The sequence below is a fragment of the Brucella sp. NBRC 12953 genome (genome assembly GCF_040369775.1).
Lineage (GTDB): Bacteria > Pseudomonadota > Alphaproteobacteria > Rhizobiales > Rhizobiaceae > Brucella > Brucella pseudogrignonensis.
Window position 1 is genome coordinate 772,173 of sequence record NZ_BAABSV010000001.1, and the last position, 19,002, is coordinate 791,174.

A 19,002-nucleotide genomic window follows, 5' to 3' on the forward strand; every position below is an offset into this window, starting at 1 on the left:
GAATGATAGCTTCGATTAAGGCCGGATGGTGTCTTTAAATCCCCATCCGCGACTTTTAGAACGCAATTTGGCTTGTTTACAACAGCTTGCCGACATTTGATCGCCGCGCGTTAGCCAATCCGCCCACATTGACGCAGCTGAGTTGCGTAACGGTTGGCCATGGATTGGGCGCGTCTCGCACCGTTCAACGCTGTCGCATTGCCGCGCCAGACTCCACGGGAATATCCACCATGTCCCGAGTAATACGCGAGATAGAGACTGTAAGCGTCAGCCCGATTGATACCATTCTTCTGATAGCTCTGATTGTGATACCAGCCGATGAAGTGGATCGCGTCGCCGAAGTTGCTGCGAGAAGCGGTCCAGCGACCAGTCTCACGCTTATAGCGATCCCAGGTTCCGTTCAGTGCCTGCGAATAGCCATAGGCGCTCGAAGCACGTTTCCACGGGATAAAGCCAAGCAGCTTGGTACGCGGTGGACGAGCATAAGGGCGGAATCCGGATTCAGTATAAATTGTCGCCATTAGAACATGGACCGGCACACCGAACTCGCGCGAAGCGCGGGTCGCGTCTTTCTGCCAATTATTTATCCAACCGTCGCGTTGATCAAAGACTGCGCAAACATTGCTGACCTGTCGTGGAGCAGTGGCGCAGCCGCCAAGAATAACGAGCGCGACGAGAAGCAAAACGCGCGTCATGGGAAACCTCATTGCAATTACAAAAATTGATAAATTGTAAAAATTAAAGAGGACTTAAACTAAGGCATTGATTTCTTTATGGTTACTACAATGTTTACAGCCTCTTCCGTTGGTTGCTGAACGTTTGAATTCATTGGTAAAACCAATCTCAGCACGGCCACCGAGTACAACCCTTAATTGCTTACACATTGACTGCGGCTCGCAGGATGAAGGCCGAATTGTGACTAAAGTCAAAAACGCTGTTAAAACGTGTCTGATGCAGAGTGTGTTCATGCATAGAACAACGGAGGAGCTTTCATGAATGTGCAAAAGCTGCGTGAAGTTTACGAAGCATATATATCCTGTCTTAATGCTCAGGATTGGCCATCGTTAAAGCTTTATGTGGCTGAAGATGCTCAGCATAATGGTCAGAGATTGGGCGTTGACGGATATCGCGACATGCTCATTCGAGATTATCAACAGATACCGGATCTACAGTTTAAGATAGGCTTGTTGGTTGTTGAGCCACCAGTTGTCGCAAGCAGATTAGATTTTGATTGCACGCCTGTCGGGCAATTTCTCGGCCTTCCCATAAATGGCAGGAATATCCGTTTTTCCGAGAACGTCTTTTATGAGTTTTCGGACAACAAAATCAGCAAGGTCTGGTCTGTTCTCGATAAAGCGAGCATCGAAGCACAACTCTGACGTCACGCAAGAACCATCCGTTCAACGGCGTGTTTGACGTTCGGCCCTTAGGCGTGACCAATAATCAAGCCGCTTGCGAATATCGCGCTCAAAGCCTCTTTCCGGCGGATCATAGAAAACCTGCCGTCCCATGGCTTCCGGGAAGTAATCCTGACCCGAAAATGCGTCAGGTTGATCATGATCATAAGCATAACCATCACCATAGCCTTCATTCTTCATCAGCTTCGTCGGCGCGTTGAGAATGTGCTTCGGCGGCAACAATGAGCCATTCTCTTTGGCGGCACGCATCGAAGCCTTATAAGCCATGTAAACCGCATTGGATTTGGGTGCTGTCGCGAGATAGACGCAGGCTTGGGCAAGCGCCAGTTCCCCCTCGGGTGAACCCAGATAGTCATAGGCATCTTTCGCGGCATTGCAGATAACAAGCGCTTGTGGATCAGCCAGGCCAATATCTTCAACCGCCATGCGGACAAGACGACGCCCAAGATAGAGCGGATCTTCACCGGCATCGAACATGCGGCTGAGATAATAAAGAGCGGCATCAGGATCAGATCCCCGCACCGATTTATGCAAAGCGGAAATCAGATTGTAGTGGCCGTCTTGTCCCTTGTCATAAACTGGCGCGCGACGCTGAACAACATCCTGAAGCTTTGCAGCGTCAAACACCTCGTCAGGCCGTGCTGCACGCCATACTTCTTCTGCAAGTGTTAGCGCGGCACGACCGTCACCATCGGCCATGCGAACCAGGCTTGCTCGTGCTTCTTCGTCCAGCGGCAGCGGACGTGCTTCCTGTTCTTCTGCACGCGTGAGAAGCGTAGCGATGCTTTCGCCATTATGCGGATGAAAAGTCAGCACCCTCGCCCGCGACAACAAAGCGGCGTTGAGTTCAAACGAAGGGTTTTCTGTCGTAGCGCCAATCAGGATGACCGTGCCGTCTTCCATTACCGGCAGAAAACTATCCTGTTGCGCGCGATTGAAACGATGAATCTCGTCTACAAAGAGCAGTGTTTGGCGACCCGACATGCGTCGTGCGCGCGCTGATTCAAAAACCTTCTTGAGGTCAGCAACACCGGAGAAAATCGCTGAAATTTGCTCGAAAGCCAAATCAGTCTCTCCGGCAAGCAGCCTGGCAACTGTTGTCTTGCCAGTGCCCGGAGGGCCCCAGAAGATCATCGAGCCGAGCGAGCCGGACGCGATCATGCGTGTCAGCACACCTTCTGGTCCTGTCAGGTGTTCCTGCCCCGTCACTTCCGAAAGGTGGCGCGGGCGCAAGCGATCAGCGAGTGGCCTGTTACGGTCCGCATTCGGATCAACCGCAGTTGAAAAAAGGTCGCTCATTTCGCTTCGCTCAATGCCAGAAAAACAGATGTCGTCTCAGGCATAGTCCCGCCTGAAACGACATGCAACTTTAAATGCTTGGCGATGAGGTCAGCGAACAAACTGTCGGATCAGCGCGCCATTACGCTCAACTTCCAGTCTCCAGGCCAAACCTCGGCCATCATTAAGCGCTGCAGTCAGATCATTAATCGTGCGGATCGGGTTACCATTGATACCTCTGATAATATCACGTTGACGCAAACCAAGTCGTGCGGCCTGCGAATTAATGACGACATCAGTCACAATAACGCCCCGCGCCCCATCACGCAGACGCATTTTTGAAGCCGTTTGTGGTGTTAATTCTTCAACCACGGCACCTGCAAAGGGATTATCACCCTCTATGGTCTGCTTCTGTTGCGGCTTGGCTTCAGGCTCTTTTGCAAGCTTAACAGGCAGTTTGCTGTCCTTACCGTTACGCACAATATCCAGCGTCACTGTATTGCCGATGCCAGCTGTCGAAAGACGATAACCGAGCACATCGATATTATCGGCCCTGACACCCTGTACCGAAAGCACCACATCGCCAACTTTCAAGCCAGCTTGTTCGGCAGGGCCATCTTTGGTGACGGCTGTTACGAGAACGCCAAAGGACTTATCCATGCCGAGACCTTCAGCAACGTCAGGCGTGATGTTCTGGAAAGTCGCACCGATAAATGGACGCTCGAAGCTCGTGCTCCCGCTCAGTGCGGCATCAACAACGGCGCGTACCATATTGGAAGGAATAGCGAATCCGATACCGACAGATCCACCTGAGCGGGAATAAATTGCGGTATTGATACCAATCAGGCGTCCACGCATGTCGATCAGACCGCCGCCCGAATTTCCGGGATTGATAGCGGCATCAGTCTGAATGAAGAAGTCAAAATCTGAAACGCCAACCTGCGTACGAGATTGGGCGGAAACAATACCGTTGGTAACGGTCTGGCCTACCCCAAACGGATTGCCGATAGCCAGCACAAGATCGCCAACTTCAACACCATCCGAATCACCCAGCGACAGAACCGGGAATTTGTCATTCGCGTCGATCTTCAACACCGCAAGATCGGTCGTTTCATCGCGCAGCAGCACCTTGCTTTCGAACTGGCGGCCATCTGAAAGCGCCACCTTAATTTCGTCGGCGTCCTTAATGACGTGATTGTTTGTGACAACAATACCAGACGCATCAACGATGACGCCCGAACCGAGCGACTGCTCAGTGCGCGACTTGCCACCGCCGCCAAACTGCTTCCCGAAAAACTGCTCAAAAAACGGATCGCCTGCAAATGGTGATGCCTGCTGCTGCACCTGACGCGCGGCGTAGACGTTAACGACTGCAGGCGCTGTTTCCTTCACCAGAGGCGCGAAGGAAAGCTGCATATCGCCACGGCTTAGAGGGATCTGTTTGCCCTGAGCTGGAACGGCTGTTTCCTGCGCGATCGCAGGCAAAGTGACTGTGCTGATCGACGCGATAAGCAGACCCGCAATTCCATAACGCCGCCAATTCATTCGCAAACTCCAGTTTTCCTCATCTCGCATCCGATTCCTCGGAGCTAATATCGGCAATATGGAGCTAACAAGGCCAAGTATAAAGGGCTGGAATATGGCAAAGCGCATTACAGCTTCGTAATGAATTACGTTACGCTTCTCCTAACCTCGCAACAATTCAATAAAAACTATCTGCAAACGAAAAAAGGGCCGCACGAGGCAGCCCTTTTCAATAAGTACGAAGCGTAGATTACGCTGCGTCAGCTTCTGCAGCAGCTTCAGCTTCAACGCGTGCGCGGTCAGCTTTGCCCTTGGCATCAACATCGCGTTCAACGAATTCGACAACTGCGAGTGGCGCATTATCGCCAGTGCGGAAGCCTGCCTTCATGATGCGGATGTAGCCGCCGTTGCGGGTTGCATAACGTGCAGCCAGCGTATCGAACAGCTTAGCAACCAGCTTGACGTCGCGGATGGCGGAAATCGCCTGACGACGTGCATGCAGGTCACCACGCTTGCCGAGAGTGACAAGCTTTTCTACGATTGGACGGATTTCCTTAGCCTTAGGAAGCGTGGTCACAATCTGTTCGTGCTCGATGAGCGAAGCCGCCATGTTGGCGAACATTGCCTTGCGATGCGAGGCAGTGCGGTTCAGCTTACGCTGTCCATTACCGTGGCGCATGGCCTTCTCCTTTTAACTCAGTTCTGCCGGAAACGTCCGGTCTTAATATTGGTCTTCGTAGCGCTTAGCGAGATCTTCGATGTTTTCAGGCGGCCAGGCTGGGATTTCCATACCAAGATGGAGACCCATCGACGCCAGAACTTCCTTGATCTCGTTGAGCGACTTGCGGCCGAAATTCGGAGTCCGCAGCATCTCGGCTTCCGTCTTCTGGATCAGATCGCCGATATAGACGATGTTGTCGTTCTTCAGGCAGTTTGCCGAACGTACCGACAGTTCGAGCTCGTCCACCTTCTTGAGCAGAGCCGGATTGAAAGCCAGTTCCGCAACCTGTTCCTGCGGAGCTTCCTTCTGCGGCTCTTCGAAGTTGACGAAGATCGCCAGCTGGTCTTGAAGAATACGAGCTGCATAAGCAACTGCATCTTCACCGCTCACGGAACCATTGGTTTCGATGTTGAGCGTCAGCTTGTCGTAATCAAGAACCTGACCTTCACGGGTGTTCTCGATCTTGTACGATACCTTGCGGATCGGCGAATAAAGGCTATCAACCGGAATAAGGCCGATTGGAGCATCTTCCGCACGATTACGGTCGGCAGGCACATAGCCCTTACCGGTGTTGACAGTGAATTCCATGCGGATTTCAGCGCCTTCATCCAGCGTGCAGATGACGTGATCCGGATTAAGGATCTCGACATCGCCAACAGTCTGAATGTCACCAGCCGTAACAACGCCAGGGCCTTCCTTACGGACAACCATGCGCTTTGGGCCTTCGCCTTCCATACGGATAGCGATTTCCTTGACGTTCAGAACGATATCCGTGGTGTCTTCGCGGACGCCCGGAATGGAAGAGAATTCATGCAGAACGCCATCGATCTGAATGGCGGTTACAGCAGCGCCGCGCAGCGACGACAGAAGCACGCGACGCAGTGCGTTACCGAGCGTCAGACCGAAACCGCGTTCCAGCGGTTCAGCAACGACGGTTGCATGCGTGCGTGAGCCGTTGGTGATAAAATCCACCTTGTTCGGCTTAATCAGTTCCTGCCAGTTCTTCTGGATCATTTTATTTTCCTCTATCAACCGTCGCTACCATCCAATCGTAGCGATCTTGTGAAGAACCGTAGAGGAACCCCGGACACATGGTCCGAGGTTCATGCGGCATATAAAAGAAATTAGACCCGGCGCTTCTTGCGCGGACGGCAGCCGTTGTGCGGGATCGGCGTAACATCGCGGATCGACGTGATCACAAAGCCGGCAGCCTGAAGGGCGCGCAGCGCAGATTCACGACCAGAACCCGGTCCGCAAACCTCGACTTCGAGGGAGCGCATGCCATGTTCCTGAGCCTTCTTGGCGCAATCTTCAGCAGCGATCTGTGCGGCAAACGGGGTCGACTTACGCGAACCCTTGAAACCCTGAGCACCTGCAGAAGACCAGGCAATCGCATTGCCCTGTGCATCCGTAATGGTGATCATGGTGTTGTTGAACGTCGAATTAACGTGGGCAACGCCCGACGAGATGTTTTTGCGCTCGCGACGGCGAATACGCTGGGCTTCCTTAGCCATGATAGTCCTCTCAAAACTCGATCTCGACACCGCCGTAATTCCAGCGGCTCCACCGGCCCTATGAAAAGGACCAGCACCGAACCCACCCGATTATCGGGCAAGCCCGGCAGAACGATTGGTTCTGCCGAAAATTACTTCTTCTTACCTGCAATAGCCTTTGCAGGACCCTTACGGGTGCGTGCATTGGTATGCGTGCGCTGACCACGAACCGGCAGCGAACGACGATGACGCAGACCGCGGTAGCAGCCAAGGTCCATCAGACGCTTGATGTTCATGGAAACTTCACGACGCAGGTCACCTTCGACGCGGTATTCAGCATCGATAGCTTCACGAATCTGAAGTACTTCAGCATCCGACAGCTGGTTTACGCGACGATCGTCAGCAATGCCGACCTTCGTTACGATTTGACGAGCAAATTTAGGTCCAATCCCGTGGATGTACTGAAGCGCAATGATTACGCGCTTGTTCGTCGGGATGTTGACGCCAGCGATACGTGCCACGTCTGTTCTCCTTGAGTTACATAAAAATCGATCTGGCAGATGCGATCAACCAGACAGCATTGTTTGACCGGTCCCGGCCTCTTACTATTTCCGCCAGAACCGACCATTCAAACCAATTGAAGTGGGGCAGTCTTTGACGGAATCGCCCGAAAAAGTCAACTCTTAACTGTCCGTAAAGCTGCCAAAGCAACTGCACAGACATTAAAAGCAACTCTTGAAAGCGAGAAGCGGACAGAAAAACGCTAAACGTCTTCCTGTCCGCAATTTTTAAACGACTTTTTCAAGCCTCAAGCCGGAACGAGAATTCTCTCAATTTCGGCAGTAACTTCTTCAACCGGAGCCATACCATTGATGACGCGAAGTTCACCGGTTCCAGCGTAATAGCTGGAAAGAGGCGAAGTCTTCTCACGGTATTCAACGAGACGCTTACGGAAGGCTTCAGGGTTATCGTCGGAACGAACCTGACCACCCTTGGCAATCGTTTCAGCCACGCGGCTTTCCATCCGCTTGACCAATGCATTCTCGTCAACCTTAAGCTCGATGACCGCATCAAGCTTGAGACCTTTGCCAACCAGCATTTCGCCGAGGGCCTGCGCCTGAGGCACAGTACGCGGATAACCGTCCAGAATGAAACCGCTTGCGCAGTCCGGCGCATCAATGCGCTCTGAAACGATCTGGTTGACGATTTCATCAGAAACCAGCTGCCCGGCATCCATCACTGCCTTGGCGCGCTTCCCGATCTCGCTCTGCTGAGCGACTGCTGCACGCAGCATGTCGCCAGTCGAAAGCTGAGGTATTCCATGCTTCTTGGTAAGAAGTCCAGCCTGCGTCCCCTTACCTGCTCCGGGCGGCCCAAGAAGTATCAGTCTCATTTATTACGTTTCCCACCTCTGAGTTTGGACTTCTTGATCAGCCCTTCATACTGATGGGCGACAAGATGTCCCTGAATTTGCGCAACCGTATCGAGCGTTACGCTGACCACGATCAACAGCGAAGTACCGCCAAGATAGAATGGTACACCGGTCGCGGAAATCAGGAATTCCGGCAGAAGACAGACAAGCACAATATAGATGGCGCCGACAACAGTGATGCGTGTCAACACATAGTCTATGTACTCAGCTGTACGTTCACCCGGACGAATGCCCGGAATAAAGCCGGAGTGCTTCTTAAGCTGGTCAGCTGTGTCCTTGGGATTGAACACGATAGCCGTGTAGAAGAAGCAGAAGAATGCCATCAAGCCCGCATAGAACAGCATGTAAAGCGGCTGACCATGACCGAGAGCATTGAGAATAGTTGTGCCCCAAGCCGGCATTTCAGCTGTATTTGCGAAGCCAGCAACGGTGGCAGGCAGAAGCAACAGCGACGACGCGAAAATCGGAGGGATAACGCCAGCCGTATTGAGCTTGAGAGGCAGATGCGAAGTATCGCCCTGGAACATGCGATTGCCAACCTGACGCTTCGGATACTGGATCAGAAGACGACGCTGTGCACGCTCAACAAAAACGATGATAGCGATCAGCGCGATAGCCAGAACGATAACGCCGAGGATCAGACCAGTCGAAAGAGCGCCAGTACGACCTAGTTCCAGCGTACCGGAAATAGCATGTGGAAGGTTTGCAACAATGCCGGCGAAGATAATGAGCGAAATACCGTTACCAATGCCGCGAGCAGTGATCTGCTCACCAAGCCACATCAGGAACATGGTACCGCCAACAAGCGTAATCACCGACGAAATCAGGAACATCGGTCCAGGATTGGTGACAATCCCATTACCCGACTGCAGACCCACCGAAATGGCATAAGCCTGTACGATTGCAAGAAGCACCGTACCATAGCGGGTATACTGATTGATAATCTTGCGACCCGACTCGCCTTCTTTCTTCAGCGCTTCAAGCGTCGGAACAACCGACGTCATAAGCTGCACGATGATCGAGGCAGAGATGTACGGCATGATGCCAAGAGCGAAGATAGCCATACGGCCAACCGCACCACCGGCGAACATATTGAAAAGTCCGAGCACACCCTGGCTATGCTGCTGGAAAGCCTGCGCAAGCGCATCAGGATTGATGCCGGGCAGCGGAATATAGGTGCCGAAACGGTACACCAGCAAAGCGCCCAGTGTGAACCAGATGCGCTTCTTGAGTTCTTCAGCTTTAGAGAAAGCCGAAAAATTGAGATTGGAAACTAGCTGTTCAGCAGCCGATGCCATTAAATTTCTCCGGTGAAAAGTCTCCGGTCCCCCACTCCCATCGACGCGCGTTTTTCCAACTCGCATCCCTTCGGACAAGAAGACCCTACCCAGATATGCGCATTGGCATAAATGTGCAAGCGGCGGCACAAGGGCCGCCGCTTTTTATTTTTATGTCGATGCCTTATTCGGCAGCAGCTTCAGGAAGCTTTACGCTACCACCGGCCTTTTCGATCTTTTCGATCGCAGCCTTGGAAGCACCAGCAACCTCGAAGGCTACCTTTGCCTTCAGTTCGCCGTCCGCAAGAACGCGAACACCGTCCAGAGCGCGACGAATCACGCCAGCAGCCTTAAGCGAATCGCTATTCACAACTGCCTTTGCATCCAGCTTACCAGCGTCGATCGCAGCCTGAACACGGCCGAGCGAAACAACGTTGAAGCTCTTTGCAAAGATGTTGGTGAAGCCGCGCTTAGGCAGACGGCGGTAGATTGGCATCTGGCCGCCTTCAAAGCCGTTGATCGCTACGCCAGAACGGGACTTCTGTCCCTTGACGCCGCGGCCAGCGGTCTTACCGGTGCCGGAGCCGATACCACGGCCGACGCGCTTACGCGCCTTTACTGAACCTGGCTTATCACGCAGATCGTTGAGTTTCATGTCTCTATCCCCTGCGTTATCAGGCCTCGTCCACAACGCGGACGAGATGCTGAACCTTGGCGATCATACCACGAACTGAAGGAGTATCCTCCAGTGTGCGGCGGCGGTGCATTTTGTTAAGTCCGAGTCCGATCAGCGTTGCACGCTGTTCGGCTGGACGACGGATAGGGCTTCCGATCTGTTCGACCGTAACCGTCTTACCCTTCTTCTCAGCCATCACTCAAATCCCTTGTCTATGGCGTATCCGGTGTTTGTGCACCGGACTGGCACAAACTATCGGCTATTCTTCCGAACCGACCACATCATGGCGGCGAGCCTGAAGGGTCGAGTACTTGATACCGCGCTGTGCAGCGATGTCCTTTGGATGCATCTGATGCTTCAGAGCGTCAAAGGTTGCACGAACCATGTTGTAAGGGTTCGAGGAGCCGAGCGACTTAGCAACAACGTCCTGAACGCCAAGCGTTTCGAACACTGCACGCATTGGACCACCAGCAATGATACCCTTACCGGCAGGAGCTGCACGGAGGAGAACCTTGCCAGCGCCGTGACGGCCCTGCACATCGTGATGCAGAGTACGGCCCGAACGAAGCGGAACGAAAATCATGTCGCGCTTAGCAGCTTCAGTTGCCTTACGGATCGCTTCAGGCACTTCGCGTGCCTTACCATGACCGAAGCCAACGCGGCCCTTCTGGTCGCCAACTACGACGAGCGCAGCGAAACCAAAACGACGGCCACCCTTAACAACCTTGGCGACGCGATTAATGTGAACGAGCTTGTCAACGAATTCGCTGTCGCGCTCCTCACGACCGCGATCTTCGCGGTTACGTTCTTTCTGTGCCATATCCTATTCCTTTATTTTTTTCCGGAAGCACAAAATTATTAGAAGCTAAGTCCGCCTTCGCGGGCAGCTTCGGCGAGAGCCTTCACACGGCCGTGGTAAATGAATGCACCACGGTCGAACACTACTTCACTGACGCCTGCTTTCTTAGCACGCTCTGCAACCAGCTTGCCAACTGCAGCTGCTGCTGCGGAGTCGGCGCCGGTCTTGAGCTTGCCCTTCAGGTCGCCATCCAGGGTCGAAGCAGCTGCGATGGTAACACCGCGAACGTCGTCGATAACCTGAACGTAGATGTTCTTGGAAGAGCGGTGTACGCTGAGACGTGGACGGCCGTTTGCGACAGCCTTGACCTGACGGCGTACACGAGCAGCGCGACGCTGCAAAGTTTCTTTTGGCGATGCCATGACGCGCTTCCCTTACTTCTTCTTGCCTTCTTTGCGGACGATCTTCTCGCCAGCATACTTGACGCCCTTGCCCTTGTAAGGCTCGGGGCCGCGATATTCGCGGATCTCAGCCGCGACCTGACCGACCTGCTGCTTGTCGATACCAGTGACGACGATTTCCGTCGGCTTAGGAACCGCAACAGTGATGCCAGCAGGCACGTCATAGACCACTTCGTGGCTGAAGCCGAGCGAAAGCTGGACATTCTTGCCCTGCATAGCAGCACGGTAACCAACGCCGCTAATCTCAAGCTTCTTTTCAAAGCCCTTTTCGACGCCTTCGAAGATATTAACGATCATCGAACGCGACATGCCCCACTTGGAGCGAGCTTCTTTGGACTGGTCACGAGGATCGACGCTTACAGCGCCGTCTTCGAGCTTAACCAGAACTTCATCGTGCACTACGAAAGACAATTCGCCTTTCGCGCCCTTAGCCTTGACGGTCTGACCTTCAACGCTGGCGGTCACGCCCGCCGGGACCGGCACGGGTTTTTTACCGATACGAGACATTTTTATACCTGTCTTTTATCTGTTCACTGTCGGCCGCATCAGAAGATGCGGCAGAGCAGCTCACCACCAACGTTTTGTTCACGAGCTTCATGATCAGCCATCACACCCTTAGGGGTGGACAGGATCGAGATGCCAAGGCCATTCGCAACCTGCGGGATCGACTTGACCGACACGTAAACGCGACGGCCAGGCTTCGAAACGCGGGTCAGTTCACGAATGACTGGAACGCCTTCATAATACTTCAGTTCGATTTCGATCTCGGCTTTGCCGTTCACGAATTCACTCTGCGTGTATCCGCGGATGTAACCTTCAGACTGAAGAACATCCAGTACGCGAGCGCGCAGCTTCGAAGCCGGGGTCGAAACCTTGGTCTTCTTGCGGCCAACTGCGTTGCGGATACGGGTCAGCATATCGCCGATAGGATCTGACACAGACATATGCTACTCCTTACCAGCTCGACTTAACTATGCCTGGAATCTGTCCAAGCGAACCCAACTGGCGAAGCGCAATACGCGACATCTTCAGTTTACGGTAATAACCACGCGGGCGACCCGAAACTTCGCAACGATTGCGAATACGGACCTTAGCAGAATTGCGCGGCAGTTCGGCGAGCTGGATAGTAGCGCGGAAACGCTCATCCAGCGGAAGGCTCTGATCCATTACGATCGCCTTCAGACGTGCACGCTTTTCAGCATGACGCTTAACCAACTTTTCGCGGCGCTTGTTGTTTTCGACTGCGCTAGTCTTGGCCATATTAATATACCTCGCTACGCTTGCCGTTACTGCCGGAACGGGAAGTTGAAGGCGCGCAGAAGAGCGCGTGCTTCATCATCCGTCTTAGCGGTCGTGCAAACGATGATGTCCATGCCCCAGATCTGATCAACTTTATCGTAGTTGATTTCTGGAAACACGATGTGTTCCTTAATACCCATGGCGAAGTTGCCGCGGCCATCAAAGCTCTTCGGATTCAGACCGCGGAAATCTCGAACGCGCGGAAGCGCAATCGTGATCAGACGATCAAGGAATTCGTACATGCGGTCCGCACGAAGAGTTACCTTCGTACCGATTGGCATGTCTTCACGCAACTTGAAGGTCGCGATCGAATTACGGGCGCGAGTAATGACAGCCTTCTGACCGGCAATCAAGCCCAGATCTTCTGCTGCAACAGCTGGCTTCTTCGAATCAGAAGTCGCTTCGCCTACGCCCATATTGAGAACAACTTTGGTGATGCGTGGGATCTGCATCTCGTTGTCATATTTGAATTCTTCAAGAAGAGCCTTGCGGATCGTATCCAGATAAACTTTCTTGAAGCGTGGAAGTGCCTTAGCTTCAGCCATCAGATCACTGCTCCCGAACGCTTTGCGACGCGAACCTTCTTGCCGTCCTCAACGCGGAAACCAACGCGAGTTGGCTTGCCGTCCTTAGGATCAGCAACTGCCAGGTTCGACAAATGAATCGGCGCCTCTTTCGAGATGATGCCGGCTTCCTGAGTCTGTGTCTGGCGCTGATGACGCTTCACAACATTAATGCCACGAACAACGGCTTTGTCGTCCTTAGGCATAACCTGAAGAACTTCGCCTGTACGGCCCTTGTCCTTACCGGACAGCACGACAACGCTGTCGCCTTTGCGAATCTTTTGCATCATCTTGCTTCCTTACAGAACTTCCGGAGCCAGCGAAATGATCTTCATGTGGCTCTTTGCGCGAAGTTCGCGCGGAACCGGTCCGAAGATACGCGTGCCGATAGGCTCTTTCTTGTTATCGATGAGAACAGCTGCGTTATTATCGAAACGAATAACGCTACCGTCTGCGCGACGGATGTCCTTGGCGGTCCGTACGACCACCGCCTTCATCACGTCACCTTTTTTGACGCGGCCGCGCGGAATAGCTTCCTTGATCGACACCACAATGATGTCGCCAACGGAAGCATAACGCCGCTTCGAGCCGCCCAGCACCTTGATGCACATGACACGACGTGCGCCGGAGTTATCCGCCACGTCGAGGTTTGTTTGCATCTGAATCATGACTGGCCGCCTTCTTTTCCTTCAGCTGGTTAAGGGCTCCTGCCCTACCTAAGCTGCGTGTTTGTAATTTAGCCCGCTGTTACGTTCGAAAGAACGACCCAGCGTTTGTCCTTCGAAATTGGCTTGGATTCTTCAATAGAAACCTGATCACCAATCTTGAACTGGTTGTTTTCGTCGTGCGCCTTATACTTCTTCGACTGGCGAACGGTCTTCTGGAGGAGCGGGTGCGAATAGCGACGCTCAACCTTAACCACAACAGTCTTATCGTTTTTGTCGCTGACGACAACGCCCTGCAGAACGCGTTTAGGCATTATACTTGTTCCTTATGCCTTGCTTTCGGCCGCCTTCTGGCGGGCGATGGTCTTAATACGCGCAATGTCACGGCGAACCTGCTTCACGCGCGCGGTTTTTTCGAGCTGGCCGGTCGCCTTCTGAAAGCGCAGATTAAACTGCTCTTTCTTCAGGGCGCCCAACTCATCGTTCATCTGATCGAGGCTTTTGGCCCGAACGTCTGCGGCTTTCATGACTGCCTCTCTTACTCTGCGATGCGCTGAATGAAGCGCGTCTTGACCGACAACTTTGCAGCGCCGAGTCTCAGGGCTTCGCGTGCCACATCTTCGGGTACGCCGTCAAGCTCAAACATTATACGACCTGGTGCTACGCGGCATGCCCAGTAGTCAACTGAACCCTTACCTTTACCCATACGGACTTCGGTAGGCTTCGATGTTACTGGCAGATCCGGGAAGATACGGATCCATACACGACCGGCACGCTTCATGTGACGGGTGATCGCGCGGCGAGCCGCTTCGATCTGTCGTGCTGTGACGCGGTCAGGCTCAACGGCCTTCAAACCGAATGCACCGAAATTAAGGTCCGTACCGCCCTTCGAGTTGCCGTGAATACGGCCCTTGAACTGCTTACGGAACTTGGTGCGCTTAGGCTGCATCATTGTTCTCTACTCCAAATTTCTCGCCCGCGGCCCGCTTTTTAAGCGTTTTCGCGGCGGCGGTTCTGCTGGGAACCCTGATTGTCACCCTCAACCGCACGACGTTCAGAAGCCATTGGGTCGTGCTCAAGGATTTCGCCCTTGAATACCCAAACCTTCACGCCGCAGATGCCGTAAGCGGTCTGCGCTTCTGCTGTACCGTAGTCGATATCAGCACGCAGCGTGTGAAGAGGAACGCGGCCTTCGCGGTACCATTCCATACGTGCGATTTCAGCGCCACCCAGACGGCCGGAGCAGTTGATACGAATACCTTCCGCACCCAGACGCATTGCTGACTGAACAGCACGCTTCATGGCGCGACGGAATGCCACACGGCGTTCGAGCTGCTGAGCGATCGACTGAGCGATCAGCGTAGCATCGACTTCCGGCTTGCGAACTTCAACAATGTTGAGCGACGCATCGGAATTCGTCATCTCGGAAAGCTTCTTGCGAAGCTTTTCGATGTCTGCACCCTTCTTGCCAATGATGATACCCGGACGAGCCGAGTGAATCGTCACGCGGCACTTCTTGTGCGGACGCTCGATTACGATCTTGGAGATCGCAGCCTGCTTAAGTTCGCTCTTAAGATATTCGCGAATCTTCACGTCTTCATGCAGAAGCTTGCCGTACTCACCGGTATTCGCGTACCAACGCGAATCCCAGGTGCGGTTGATGCCGAGACGAAGACCGATTGGATTAATCTTCTGGCCCATTATGCGGCCTCCCCTTTTTCCGCAACTTCGCGGACAACAATGGTGAGATGCGAAAACGGCTTTTCGATGCGGCTTGCCTTACCACGTCCACGAACGTGGAAACGCTTCATGACAATGGATTTGCCGACATAAGCTTCAGCAACGATCAGCGCGTCAACATCGAGATCATGATTGTTCTCTGCGTTGGCGATAGCCGATTCGAGCGTCTTTTTCACTGTTTCCGCGATCCGCTTGCGCGAGAACGTCAGATCAGCAAGTGCCGCATTTACTTTCTTACCGCGGATCAATGCCGCGACAAGATTAAGCTTCTGCGGGCTGACGCGAAGCGTACGGGCGACGGCTTTCGCCTCGTTATCCTTAAGCTGGCGGGGAGCCTTGGCCTTGCCCATCGTTACTTCCTCTTTGCCTTCTTGTCCGCGCCGTGACCGTAATAGGTACGTGTCGGCGCGAATTCACCGAACTTGTGTCCAACCATTTCTTCGGAGATCGATACCGGCACATGCTTGTTGCCGTTATAAACACCGAAGGTCAGGCCAACGAACTGCGGCAAGATAGTGGAGCGACGGCTCCACATCTTGATGACTTCACTACGACCGCCCTCGCGTACCTTCTCAGCTTTCTTGAGAAGATAGCCATCGACGAACGGACCTTTCCAAACTGAACGAGCCACTTCAGACTACCTCTCTTACTTCTTGCGCTGATGACGCGAGCGCATGATGAACTTATCGGTCGCCTTATTCGAACGGGTCTTCTTACCCTTCGTAGGCTTGCCCCAAGGCGTGACCGGATGACGACCACCGGAAGTGCGGCCTTCACCACCACCATGCGGGTGGTCAACTGGGTTCATTGCAACACCGCGAACGTGAGGACGCTTACCGCGCCAGACCGAACGACCGGCCTTACCGTCATTGATGTTGCTATGCTCTGGGTTGGAAACTGCGCCAACCGTTGCGAAACATGCACCTGGAACCAGACGCTGTTCACCAGAATTGAGACGCAGGATAGCCATACCCTGGTCACGCCCGACGAGCTGTGCATATGCACCAGCCGAACGAGCAATCTGGCCGCCCTTGCCTGGCTTCATTTCCACGTTGTGGATAATGGTACCAACAGGCATCGACGAAAGCGGCATTGCATTGCCTGGCTTAACGTCGACGGACTGGCCGGAAATGACCTTGTCGCCGGCTGCCAGACGCTGCGGAGCCAGAATGTAGCTCAGCTCGCCGTCTTCATAGCGGATCAGCGCGATAAACGCGGTGCGGTTTGGATCGTATTCCAGGCGTTCAACCGTAGCGACGACGTCGTGCTTACGACGCTTGAAGTCAACAAAACGGTAAGAACGCTTGTGACCACCGCCCTGAAAGCGAACAGTGATACGACCGGTGTTGTTACGGCCACCCTTCTTGGACAGACCTTCGGTCAGTGACTTGACCGGCTTGCCCTTGTAGAGTTCCGAACGGTCCACGATGACCAGCTGACGCTGGCCTGGCGTGGTCGGATTAAAGTGCTTGAGTGCCATTGTCTTTACTCCATGGCCTCTCAGAGACCTGTCGAAACGTCGATGCTCTGGCCTTCAGCCAAAGTAACGATCGCTTTCTTGACATCGCTCTGGCGCCCGACAATGCCGCGGAACCGCTTCACCTTGCCTTTGCGCACAGTGGTGTTAACGGCCTTTACCTTGACGCCGAAAAGCGCCTCGATTGCAGCCTTGATTTCCGGCTTCGTCGCCTTGCGAGCTACGTTGAAGACGACCTGGTTATGTTCGGAAACAAGGGTCGACTTCTCAGTAATAACTGGGCTGACGATCACGTCATAATGGCGAAGATCGGTCATTTAAAACGCTCCTCGAGGGCTTCGACAGCTGCCTTGGAAAGCACGAGCTTGCCACGACGCAGGATGTCGTAAACATTGATGCCCTGTACTGGCAGAACATCGATGTTCGGGATGTTCGAAGCAGCGCGCTGGAAGTTCACGTCGATCTCTGCACCACCGATGAGGAGTGCATTTTCAAGACCGAGCTTTGCGAACTGCGAAACAAGCTGCTTTGTCTTGGCTTCAGAGGCAGCCAGATCATCGATGATGATCAGGTCGGATGCCTTAGCCTTAGCCGACAGAGCATGACGCAAGCCGAGAGCGCGAACCTTCTTTGGCAGATCATGATCATGCGTACGGACTACTGGTCCGTGAGCCTGACCACCGCCGCGGAACTGCGGTGCACGAGCCGAATGGTGACGAGCGCGACCCGTACCCTTCTGCTTATACATCTTCGAACCGGTGCGGCTGATGTCGCTGCGGCCCTTGGCATCATGAGAGCCCTGCTGGCGGCGAGCCAGCTGCCAGCGCACGACGCGCTGAAGAATGTCGTCGCGTGGGTCGAGGCCGAAGATTTCTTCGTTCAGCTTGACCTTGCCGGCATCCTTGCCTTCAAGAGTTGTAATCGTGAGATCCATTATTCGGCTCCCTCAGTCGCGACTGCATCCGCAGCTGCATTGTTTGCGCTTGAACGCAGGGCAGCCGGCTTAGGTGCATTCTCAGGCAGCGAAACCTTGACTGCATCACGAACGAGGATCCAGGCGCCCTTGGAGCCAGGAACCGCGCCGCGAACCAGAATAAGGCCACGATCGCTATCTGTAGAGACAACTTCGATGTTCTGCGTCGTCACGCGGGTTTGCCCCATGTGACCAGCCATCTTCTTGCCCTTGAACACCTTACCCGGATCCTGACGCTGACCGGTCGAGCCGTGAGCGCGGTGGGTAACTGAGTTACCGTGCGAAGCACGATGACCAGCAAAGTTGTGGCGCTTCATAACACCGGCAAAACCTTTACCGATAGAAGTGCCCGTCACATCGACCTTCTGGCCGGCGACGAAATGCTCGGCAAGAATCTCCGAGCCTACTTCGAGAAGGTTATCTGGCGAAACGCGGAATTCCGCTACTTTCGCCTTAGGCTCAACTTCAGCCTTCGCGAAATGACCGCGCAGAGCCTTTGTTGTGTTCTTTACCTTGGCAAGTCCAACGCCAAGCTGAACAGCCGTATAACCGTTTTTTTCAACTGTACGCTGAGCTACCACGTGGCAGTCTTCCATACGGAGAACTGTCACTGGTACATGTTCGCCAGCGTCGTTATAGACGCGGGTCATGCCCAGCTTCTGTGCAATAACACCTGAACGCATCGGGTTCGTTCCTTCCGTCCTCAAGCCGATTAAAGCTTGATCTCGACATCAACACCGGCAGACAGATCGAGCTTCATCAGCGCGTCTACAGTCTGTGGAGTTGGGTCAACGATATCGAGAAGACGCTTGTGCGTGCGCATCTCGAACTGCTCGCGGCTCTTCTTGTCGATGTGCGGCGACCGGTTAACTGTGAACTTTTCGATCCGCGTTGGAAGTGGGATCGGTCCGCGCACGTTGGCACCGGTACGCTTGGCAGTCGACACGATTTCCCGCGTCGAAGCGTCAAGGATCCGATGATCAAACGCCTTGAGGCGAATGCGGATGTTTTGACCGTTCATTTCATCTGTTCCTTGTTACGCGGAGCGCCTCCGGAGAGACGCTCCTGCACAAATCTAATTACTCGATGATCGAAGCGACGATGCCTGCACCGACGGTGCGGCCACCTTCACGGATAGCGAAGCGGAGCTTCTCTTCCATCGCGATCGGCACGATCAGCGTGACGTCTACAGTGACGTTATCGCCA

Annotated in this window: 32 protein-coding genes; 1 reads left to right on the forward strand and 31 read right to left on the reverse strand. The window is 53.8% G+C overall.

The features are described 5' to 3' along the window. Nucleotides 1-110: 110 nt before the first annotated feature. Nucleotides 111-695, reverse strand: coding sequence for a transglycosylase SLT domain-containing protein (locus ABWV94_RS03760; protein WP_007875296.1), 585 nt, complete (start codon nucleotides 693-695; stop codon nucleotides 111-113). Between the two features lie 297 nt (nucleotides 696-992). Between ABWV94_RS03760 and ABWV94_RS03765 the strand changes: the two genes are divergently transcribed. Further along, nucleotides 993-1,379 carry an ester cyclase gene (locus ABWV94_RS03765; protein ID WP_007875297.1) on the forward strand — a complete coding sequence of 129 codons (387 nt, stop codon included), beginning with the start codon at nucleotides 993-995 and terminating at the stop codon, nucleotides 1,377-1,379. A gap of 21 nt (nucleotides 1,380-1,400) precedes the next feature. Here ABWV94_RS03765 and ABWV94_RS03770 read toward each other — a convergent pair whose 3' ends face one another. The 30 genes from ABWV94_RS03770 to ABWV94_RS03915 all read right to left on the reverse strand — a co-directional run. Then, complete coding sequence (locus tag ABWV94_RS03770; RefSeq protein ID WP_105518646.1) at nucleotides 1,401-2,717, reverse strand: replication-associated recombination protein A; 1,317 nt, start codon at nucleotides 2,715-2,717, stop codon at nucleotides 1,401-1,403. A gap of 90 nt (nucleotides 2,718-2,807) precedes the next feature. Further along, nucleotides 2,808-4,241, reverse strand: coding sequence for a DegQ family serine endoprotease (locus ABWV94_RS03775; RefSeq protein WP_113498522.1), 1,434 nt, complete (start codon nucleotides 4,239-4,241; stop codon nucleotides 2,808-2,810). A 229-nt stretch (nucleotides 4,242-4,470) separates the two neighbouring features. Beyond that, nucleotides 4,471-4,899, reverse strand: a complete 429-nt coding sequence (gene rplQ / locus ABWV94_RS03780; RefSeq protein WP_007875302.1) for a 50S ribosomal protein L17 — start codon at nucleotides 4,897-4,899, stop codon at nucleotides 4,471-4,473. A 42-nt stretch (nucleotides 4,900-4,941) separates the two neighbouring features. Next, on the reverse strand, nucleotides 4,942-5,955 hold the full coding sequence (locus ABWV94_RS03785) for a DNA-directed RNA polymerase subunit alpha (RefSeq protein ID WP_007875304.1): 1,014 nt from the start codon (nucleotides 5,953-5,955) through the stop codon (nucleotides 4,942-4,944). Between the two features lie 110 nt (nucleotides 5,956-6,065). Beyond that, the gene (gene rpsK, locus ABWV94_RS03790) at nucleotides 6,066-6,455 is read right to left on the reverse strand and encodes a 30S ribosomal protein S11 (RefSeq protein ID WP_024897028.1); all 390 of its coding nucleotides are present in this window, start codon (nucleotides 6,453-6,455) and stop codon (nucleotides 6,066-6,068) included. Nucleotides 6,456-6,586: 131 nt separating this feature from the next. Continuing rightward, nucleotides 6,587-6,955 carry a 30S ribosomal protein S13 gene (rpsM, locus tag ABWV94_RS03795; RefSeq protein WP_064320719.1) on the reverse strand — a complete coding sequence of 123 codons (369 nt, stop codon included), beginning with the start codon at nucleotides 6,953-6,955 and terminating at the stop codon, nucleotides 6,587-6,589. A gap of 287 nt (nucleotides 6,956-7,242) precedes the next feature. Then, on the reverse strand, nucleotides 7,243-7,827 hold the full coding sequence (locus tag ABWV94_RS03800) for an adenylate kinase (protein ID WP_007875309.1): 585 nt from the start codon (nucleotides 7,825-7,827) through the stop codon (nucleotides 7,243-7,245). Next, entirely contained in the window at nucleotides 7,824-9,164 is a 1,341-nt protein-coding gene (gene secY, locus ABWV94_RS03805; protein WP_007875310.1) for a preprotein translocase subunit SecY, read from the reverse strand. Before secY ends, ABWV94_RS03800 begins: the two co-directional genes overlap by 4 nt. Before the next feature lie 163 nt (nucleotides 9,165-9,327). Next, on the reverse strand, nucleotides 9,328-9,798 hold the full coding sequence (gene rplO, locus ABWV94_RS03810; protein WP_064320720.1) for a 50S ribosomal protein L15: 471 nt from the start codon (nucleotides 9,796-9,798) through the stop codon (nucleotides 9,328-9,330). A gap of 19 nt (nucleotides 9,799-9,817) precedes the next feature. Further along, entirely contained in the window at nucleotides 9,818-10,015 is a 198-nt protein-coding gene (rpmD, locus tag ABWV94_RS03815) for a 50S ribosomal protein L30 (RefSeq protein ID WP_007875314.1), read from the reverse strand. A 63-nt stretch (nucleotides 10,016-10,078) separates the two neighbouring features. Further along, nucleotides 10,079-10,639 (reverse strand): 30S ribosomal protein S5, encoded by a 561-nt coding sequence (rpsE, locus tag ABWV94_RS03820; protein WP_007875318.1) that lies wholly within the window; start codon nucleotides 10,637-10,639, stop codon nucleotides 10,079-10,081. Nucleotides 10,640-10,677: 38 nt separating this feature from the next. Beyond that, entirely contained in the window at nucleotides 10,678-11,040 is a 363-nt protein-coding gene (rplR, locus tag ABWV94_RS03825; protein ID WP_064320721.1) for a 50S ribosomal protein L18, read from the reverse strand. 12 nt (nucleotides 11,041-11,052) lie between these two features. Beyond that, nucleotides 11,053-11,586 carry a 50S ribosomal protein L6 gene (gene rplF, locus ABWV94_RS03830; RefSeq protein ID WP_007875324.1) on the reverse strand — a complete coding sequence of 178 codons (534 nt, stop codon included), beginning with the start codon at nucleotides 11,584-11,586 and terminating at the stop codon, nucleotides 11,053-11,055. A gap of 38 nt (nucleotides 11,587-11,624) precedes the next feature. After that, nucleotides 11,625-12,023 (reverse strand): 30S ribosomal protein S8, encoded by a 399-nt coding sequence (gene rpsH, locus ABWV94_RS03835; protein ID WP_007875325.1) that lies wholly within the window; start codon nucleotides 12,021-12,023, stop codon nucleotides 11,625-11,627. A 10-nt stretch (nucleotides 12,024-12,033) separates the two neighbouring features. Further along, on the reverse strand, nucleotides 12,034-12,339 hold the full coding sequence (gene rpsN, locus ABWV94_RS03840) for a 30S ribosomal protein S14 (protein ID WP_007875326.1): 306 nt from the start codon (nucleotides 12,337-12,339) through the stop codon (nucleotides 12,034-12,036). Between the two features lie 26 nt (nucleotides 12,340-12,365). Further along, complete coding sequence (rplE, locus tag ABWV94_RS03845; RefSeq protein WP_007875327.1) at nucleotides 12,366-12,923, reverse strand: 50S ribosomal protein L5; 558 nt, start codon at nucleotides 12,921-12,923, stop codon at nucleotides 12,366-12,368. Continuing rightward, nucleotides 12,923-13,228, reverse strand: coding sequence for a 50S ribosomal protein L24 (rplX, locus tag ABWV94_RS03850; protein ID WP_007875328.1), 306 nt, complete (start codon nucleotides 13,226-13,228; stop codon nucleotides 12,923-12,925). Before rplX ends, rplE begins: the two co-directional genes overlap by 1 nt. Before the next feature lie 12 nt (nucleotides 13,229-13,240). Beyond that, nucleotides 13,241-13,609, reverse strand: coding sequence for a 50S ribosomal protein L14 (gene rplN / locus ABWV94_RS03855; RefSeq protein ID WP_007875329.1), 369 nt, complete (start codon nucleotides 13,607-13,609; stop codon nucleotides 13,241-13,243). A 68-nt stretch (nucleotides 13,610-13,677) separates the two neighbouring features. After that, nucleotides 13,678-13,920: a 30S ribosomal protein S17 gene (gene rpsQ, locus ABWV94_RS03860; RefSeq protein WP_007875330.1), complete on the reverse strand. Its 243-nt coding sequence runs from the start codon at nucleotides 13,918-13,920 to the stop codon at nucleotides 13,678-13,680. A 12-nt stretch (nucleotides 13,921-13,932) separates the two neighbouring features. Continuing rightward, nucleotides 13,933-14,133: a 50S ribosomal protein L29 gene (rpmC, locus tag ABWV94_RS03865; protein ID WP_007875331.1), complete on the reverse strand. Its 201-nt coding sequence runs from the start codon at nucleotides 14,131-14,133 to the stop codon at nucleotides 13,933-13,935. An 11-nt stretch (nucleotides 14,134-14,144) separates the two neighbouring features. After that, nucleotides 14,145-14,558 (reverse strand): 50S ribosomal protein L16, encoded by a 414-nt coding sequence (gene rplP / locus ABWV94_RS03870; protein ID WP_007875332.1) that lies wholly within the window; start codon nucleotides 14,556-14,558, stop codon nucleotides 14,145-14,147. A 38-nt stretch (nucleotides 14,559-14,596) separates the two neighbouring features. Beyond that, nucleotides 14,597-15,307, reverse strand: a complete 711-nt coding sequence (rpsC, locus tag ABWV94_RS03875) for a 30S ribosomal protein S3 (RefSeq protein WP_007875334.1) — start codon at nucleotides 15,305-15,307, stop codon at nucleotides 14,597-14,599. After that, nucleotides 15,307-15,696 carry a 50S ribosomal protein L22 gene (gene rplV / locus ABWV94_RS03880; RefSeq protein WP_007875336.1) on the reverse strand — a complete coding sequence of 130 codons (390 nt, stop codon included), beginning with the start codon at nucleotides 15,694-15,696 and terminating at the stop codon, nucleotides 15,307-15,309. The genes rpsC and rplV overlap by 1 nt, the downstream gene beginning before the upstream one ends. Nucleotides 15,697-15,698: 2 nt before the next feature. After that, nucleotides 15,699-15,977, reverse strand: a complete 279-nt coding sequence (gene rpsS, locus ABWV94_RS03885) for a 30S ribosomal protein S19 (protein WP_007875339.1) — start codon at nucleotides 15,975-15,977, stop codon at nucleotides 15,699-15,701. A 15-nt stretch (nucleotides 15,978-15,992) separates the two neighbouring features. After that, complete coding sequence (gene rplB, locus ABWV94_RS03890; protein WP_007875341.1) at nucleotides 15,993-16,826, reverse strand: 50S ribosomal protein L2; 834 nt, start codon at nucleotides 16,824-16,826, stop codon at nucleotides 15,993-15,995. Between the two features lie 20 nt (nucleotides 16,827-16,846). After that, nucleotides 16,847-17,140, reverse strand: coding sequence for a 50S ribosomal protein L23 (locus tag ABWV94_RS03895; protein WP_007875343.1), 294 nt, complete (start codon nucleotides 17,138-17,140; stop codon nucleotides 16,847-16,849). Beyond that, nucleotides 17,137-17,757 carry a 50S ribosomal protein L4 gene (rplD, locus tag ABWV94_RS03900; RefSeq protein WP_007875344.1) on the reverse strand — a complete coding sequence of 207 codons (621 nt, stop codon included), beginning with the start codon at nucleotides 17,755-17,757 and terminating at the stop codon, nucleotides 17,137-17,139. The genes ABWV94_RS03895 and rplD overlap by 4 nt, the downstream gene beginning before the upstream one ends. Then, nucleotides 17,757-18,479: a 50S ribosomal protein L3 gene (gene rplC / locus ABWV94_RS03905; protein ID WP_007875345.1), complete on the reverse strand. Its 723-nt coding sequence runs from the start codon at nucleotides 18,477-18,479 to the stop codon at nucleotides 17,757-17,759. Before rplC ends, rplD begins: the two co-directional genes overlap by 1 nt. A gap of 29 nt (nucleotides 18,480-18,508) precedes the next feature. Further along, nucleotides 18,509-18,817 carry a 30S ribosomal protein S10 gene (rpsJ, locus tag ABWV94_RS03910; protein ID WP_002964363.1) on the reverse strand — a complete coding sequence of 103 codons (309 nt, stop codon included), beginning with the start codon at nucleotides 18,815-18,817 and terminating at the stop codon, nucleotides 18,509-18,511. Nucleotides 18,818-18,875: 58 nt separating this feature from the next. Beyond that, nucleotides 18,876-19,002 (reverse strand): EF-Tu C-terminal domain-related protein (locus tag ABWV94_RS03915; RefSeq protein ID WP_445558004.1); only part of this gene is annotated, 127 nt, incomplete at its 5' end.

Excerpts from the sequence above, each read along its gene's own strand:
- rpsJ (WP_002964363.1), bottom strand. The coding sequence starts at position 18,817 with ATGAACGGTCAAAACATCCGCATTCGCCTCAAGGCGTTTGATCATCGG.
- rplE (WP_007875327.1), bottom strand. The coding sequence starts at position 12,923 with ATGGCTGAAGCTAAGGCACTTCCACGCTTCAAGAAAGTTTATCTGGAT.
- ABWV94_RS03775 (WP_113498522.1), bottom strand. The coding sequence starts at position 4,241 with ATGAATTGGCGGCGTTATGGAATTGCGGGTCTGCTTATCGCGTCGATC.
- ABWV94_RS03765 (WP_007875297.1), top strand. The coding sequence starts at position 993 with ATGAATGTGCAAAAGCTGCGTGAAGTTTACGAAGCATATATATCCTGT.
- rpsK (WP_024897028.1), bottom strand. The coding sequence starts at position 6,455 with ATGGCTAAGGAAGCCCAGCGTATTCGCCGTCGCGAGCGCAAAAACATC.
- rpsH (WP_007875325.1), bottom strand. The coding sequence starts at position 12,023 with ATGTCTGTGTCAGATCCTATCGGCGATATGCTGACCCGTATCCGCAAC.
- rplO (WP_064320720.1), bottom strand. The coding sequence starts at position 9,798 with ATGAAACTCAACGATCTGCGTGATAAGCCAGGTTCAGTAAAGGCGCGT.
- rplC (WP_007875345.1), bottom strand. The coding sequence starts at position 18,479 with ATGCGTTCAGGTGTTATTGCACAGAAGCTGGGCATGACCCGCGTCTAT.
- ABWV94_RS03895 (WP_007875343.1), bottom strand. The coding sequence starts at position 17,140 with ATGACCGATCTTCGCCATTATGACGTGATCGTCAGCCCAGTTATTACT.
- rplN (WP_007875329.1), bottom strand. The coding sequence starts at position 13,609 with ATGATTCAGATGCAAACAAACCTCGACGTGGCGGATAACTCCGGCGCA.
- secY (WP_007875310.1), bottom strand. The coding sequence starts at position 9,164 with ATGGCATCGGCTGCTGAACAGCTAGTTTCCAATCTCAATTTTTCGGCT.
- rplQ (WP_007875302.1), bottom strand. The coding sequence starts at position 4,899 with ATGCGCCACGGTAATGGACAGCGTAAGCTGAACCGCACTGCCTCGCAT.
- ABWV94_RS03785 (WP_007875304.1), bottom strand. The coding sequence starts at position 5,955 with ATGATCCAGAAGAACTGGCAGGAACTGATTAAGCCGAACAAGGTGGAT.
- ABWV94_RS03760 (WP_007875296.1), bottom strand. The coding sequence starts at position 695 with ATGACGCGCGTTTTGCTTCTCGTCGCGCTCGTTATTCTTGGCGGCTGC.
- ABWV94_RS03800 (WP_007875309.1), bottom strand. The coding sequence starts at position 7,827 with ATGAGACTGATACTTCTTGGGCCGCCCGGAGCAGGTAAGGGGACGCAG.
- rplB (WP_007875341.1), bottom strand. The coding sequence starts at position 16,826 with ATGGCACTCAAGCACTTTAATCCGACCACGCCAGGCCAGCGTCAGCTG.
- ABWV94_RS03770 (WP_105518646.1), bottom strand. The coding sequence starts at position 2,717 with ATGAGCGACCTTTTTTCAACTGCGGTTGATCCGAATGCGGACCGTAAC.
- rpmD (WP_007875314.1), bottom strand. The coding sequence starts at position 10,015 with ATGGCTGAGAAGAAGGGTAAGACGGTTACGGTCGAACAGATCGGAAGC.
- rplP (WP_007875332.1), bottom strand. The coding sequence starts at position 14,558 with ATGATGCAGCCTAAGCGCACCAAGTTCCGTAAGCAGTTCAAGGGCCGT.
- rplD (WP_007875344.1), bottom strand. The coding sequence starts at position 17,757 with ATGGATCTCACGATTACAACTCTTGAAGGCAAGGATGCCGGCAAGGTC.
- rplX (WP_007875328.1), bottom strand. The coding sequence starts at position 13,228 with ATGCAAAAGATTCGCAAAGGCGACAGCGTTGTCGTGCTGTCCGGTAAG.
- rpsC (WP_007875334.1), bottom strand. The coding sequence starts at position 15,307 with ATGGGCCAGAAGATTAATCCAATCGGTCTTCGTCTCGGCATCAACCGC.
- rpmC (WP_007875331.1), bottom strand. The coding sequence starts at position 14,133 with ATGAAAGCCGCAGACGTTCGGGCCAAAAGCCTCGATCAGATGAACGAT.
- rplR (WP_064320721.1), bottom strand. The coding sequence starts at position 11,040 with ATGGCATCGCCAAAAGAAACTTTGCAGCGTCGCGCTGCTCGTGTACGC.
- rpsQ (WP_007875330.1), bottom strand. The coding sequence starts at position 13,920 with ATGCCTAAACGCGTTCTGCAGGGCGTTGTCGTCAGCGACAAAAACGAT.
- rpsE (WP_007875318.1), bottom strand. The coding sequence starts at position 10,639 with ATGGCACAGAAAGAACGTAACCGCGAAGATCGCGGTCGTGAGGAGCGC.
- rplF (WP_007875324.1), bottom strand. The coding sequence starts at position 11,586 with ATGTCTCGTATCGGTAAAAAACCCGTGCCGGTCCCGGCGGGCGTGACC.
- rpsN (WP_007875326.1), bottom strand. The coding sequence starts at position 12,339 with ATGGCCAAGACTAGCGCAGTCGAAAACAACAAGCGCCGCGAAAAGTTG.
- rplV (WP_007875336.1), bottom strand. The coding sequence starts at position 15,696 with ATGGGCAAGGCCAAGGCTCCCCGCCAGCTTAAGGATAACGAGGCGAAA.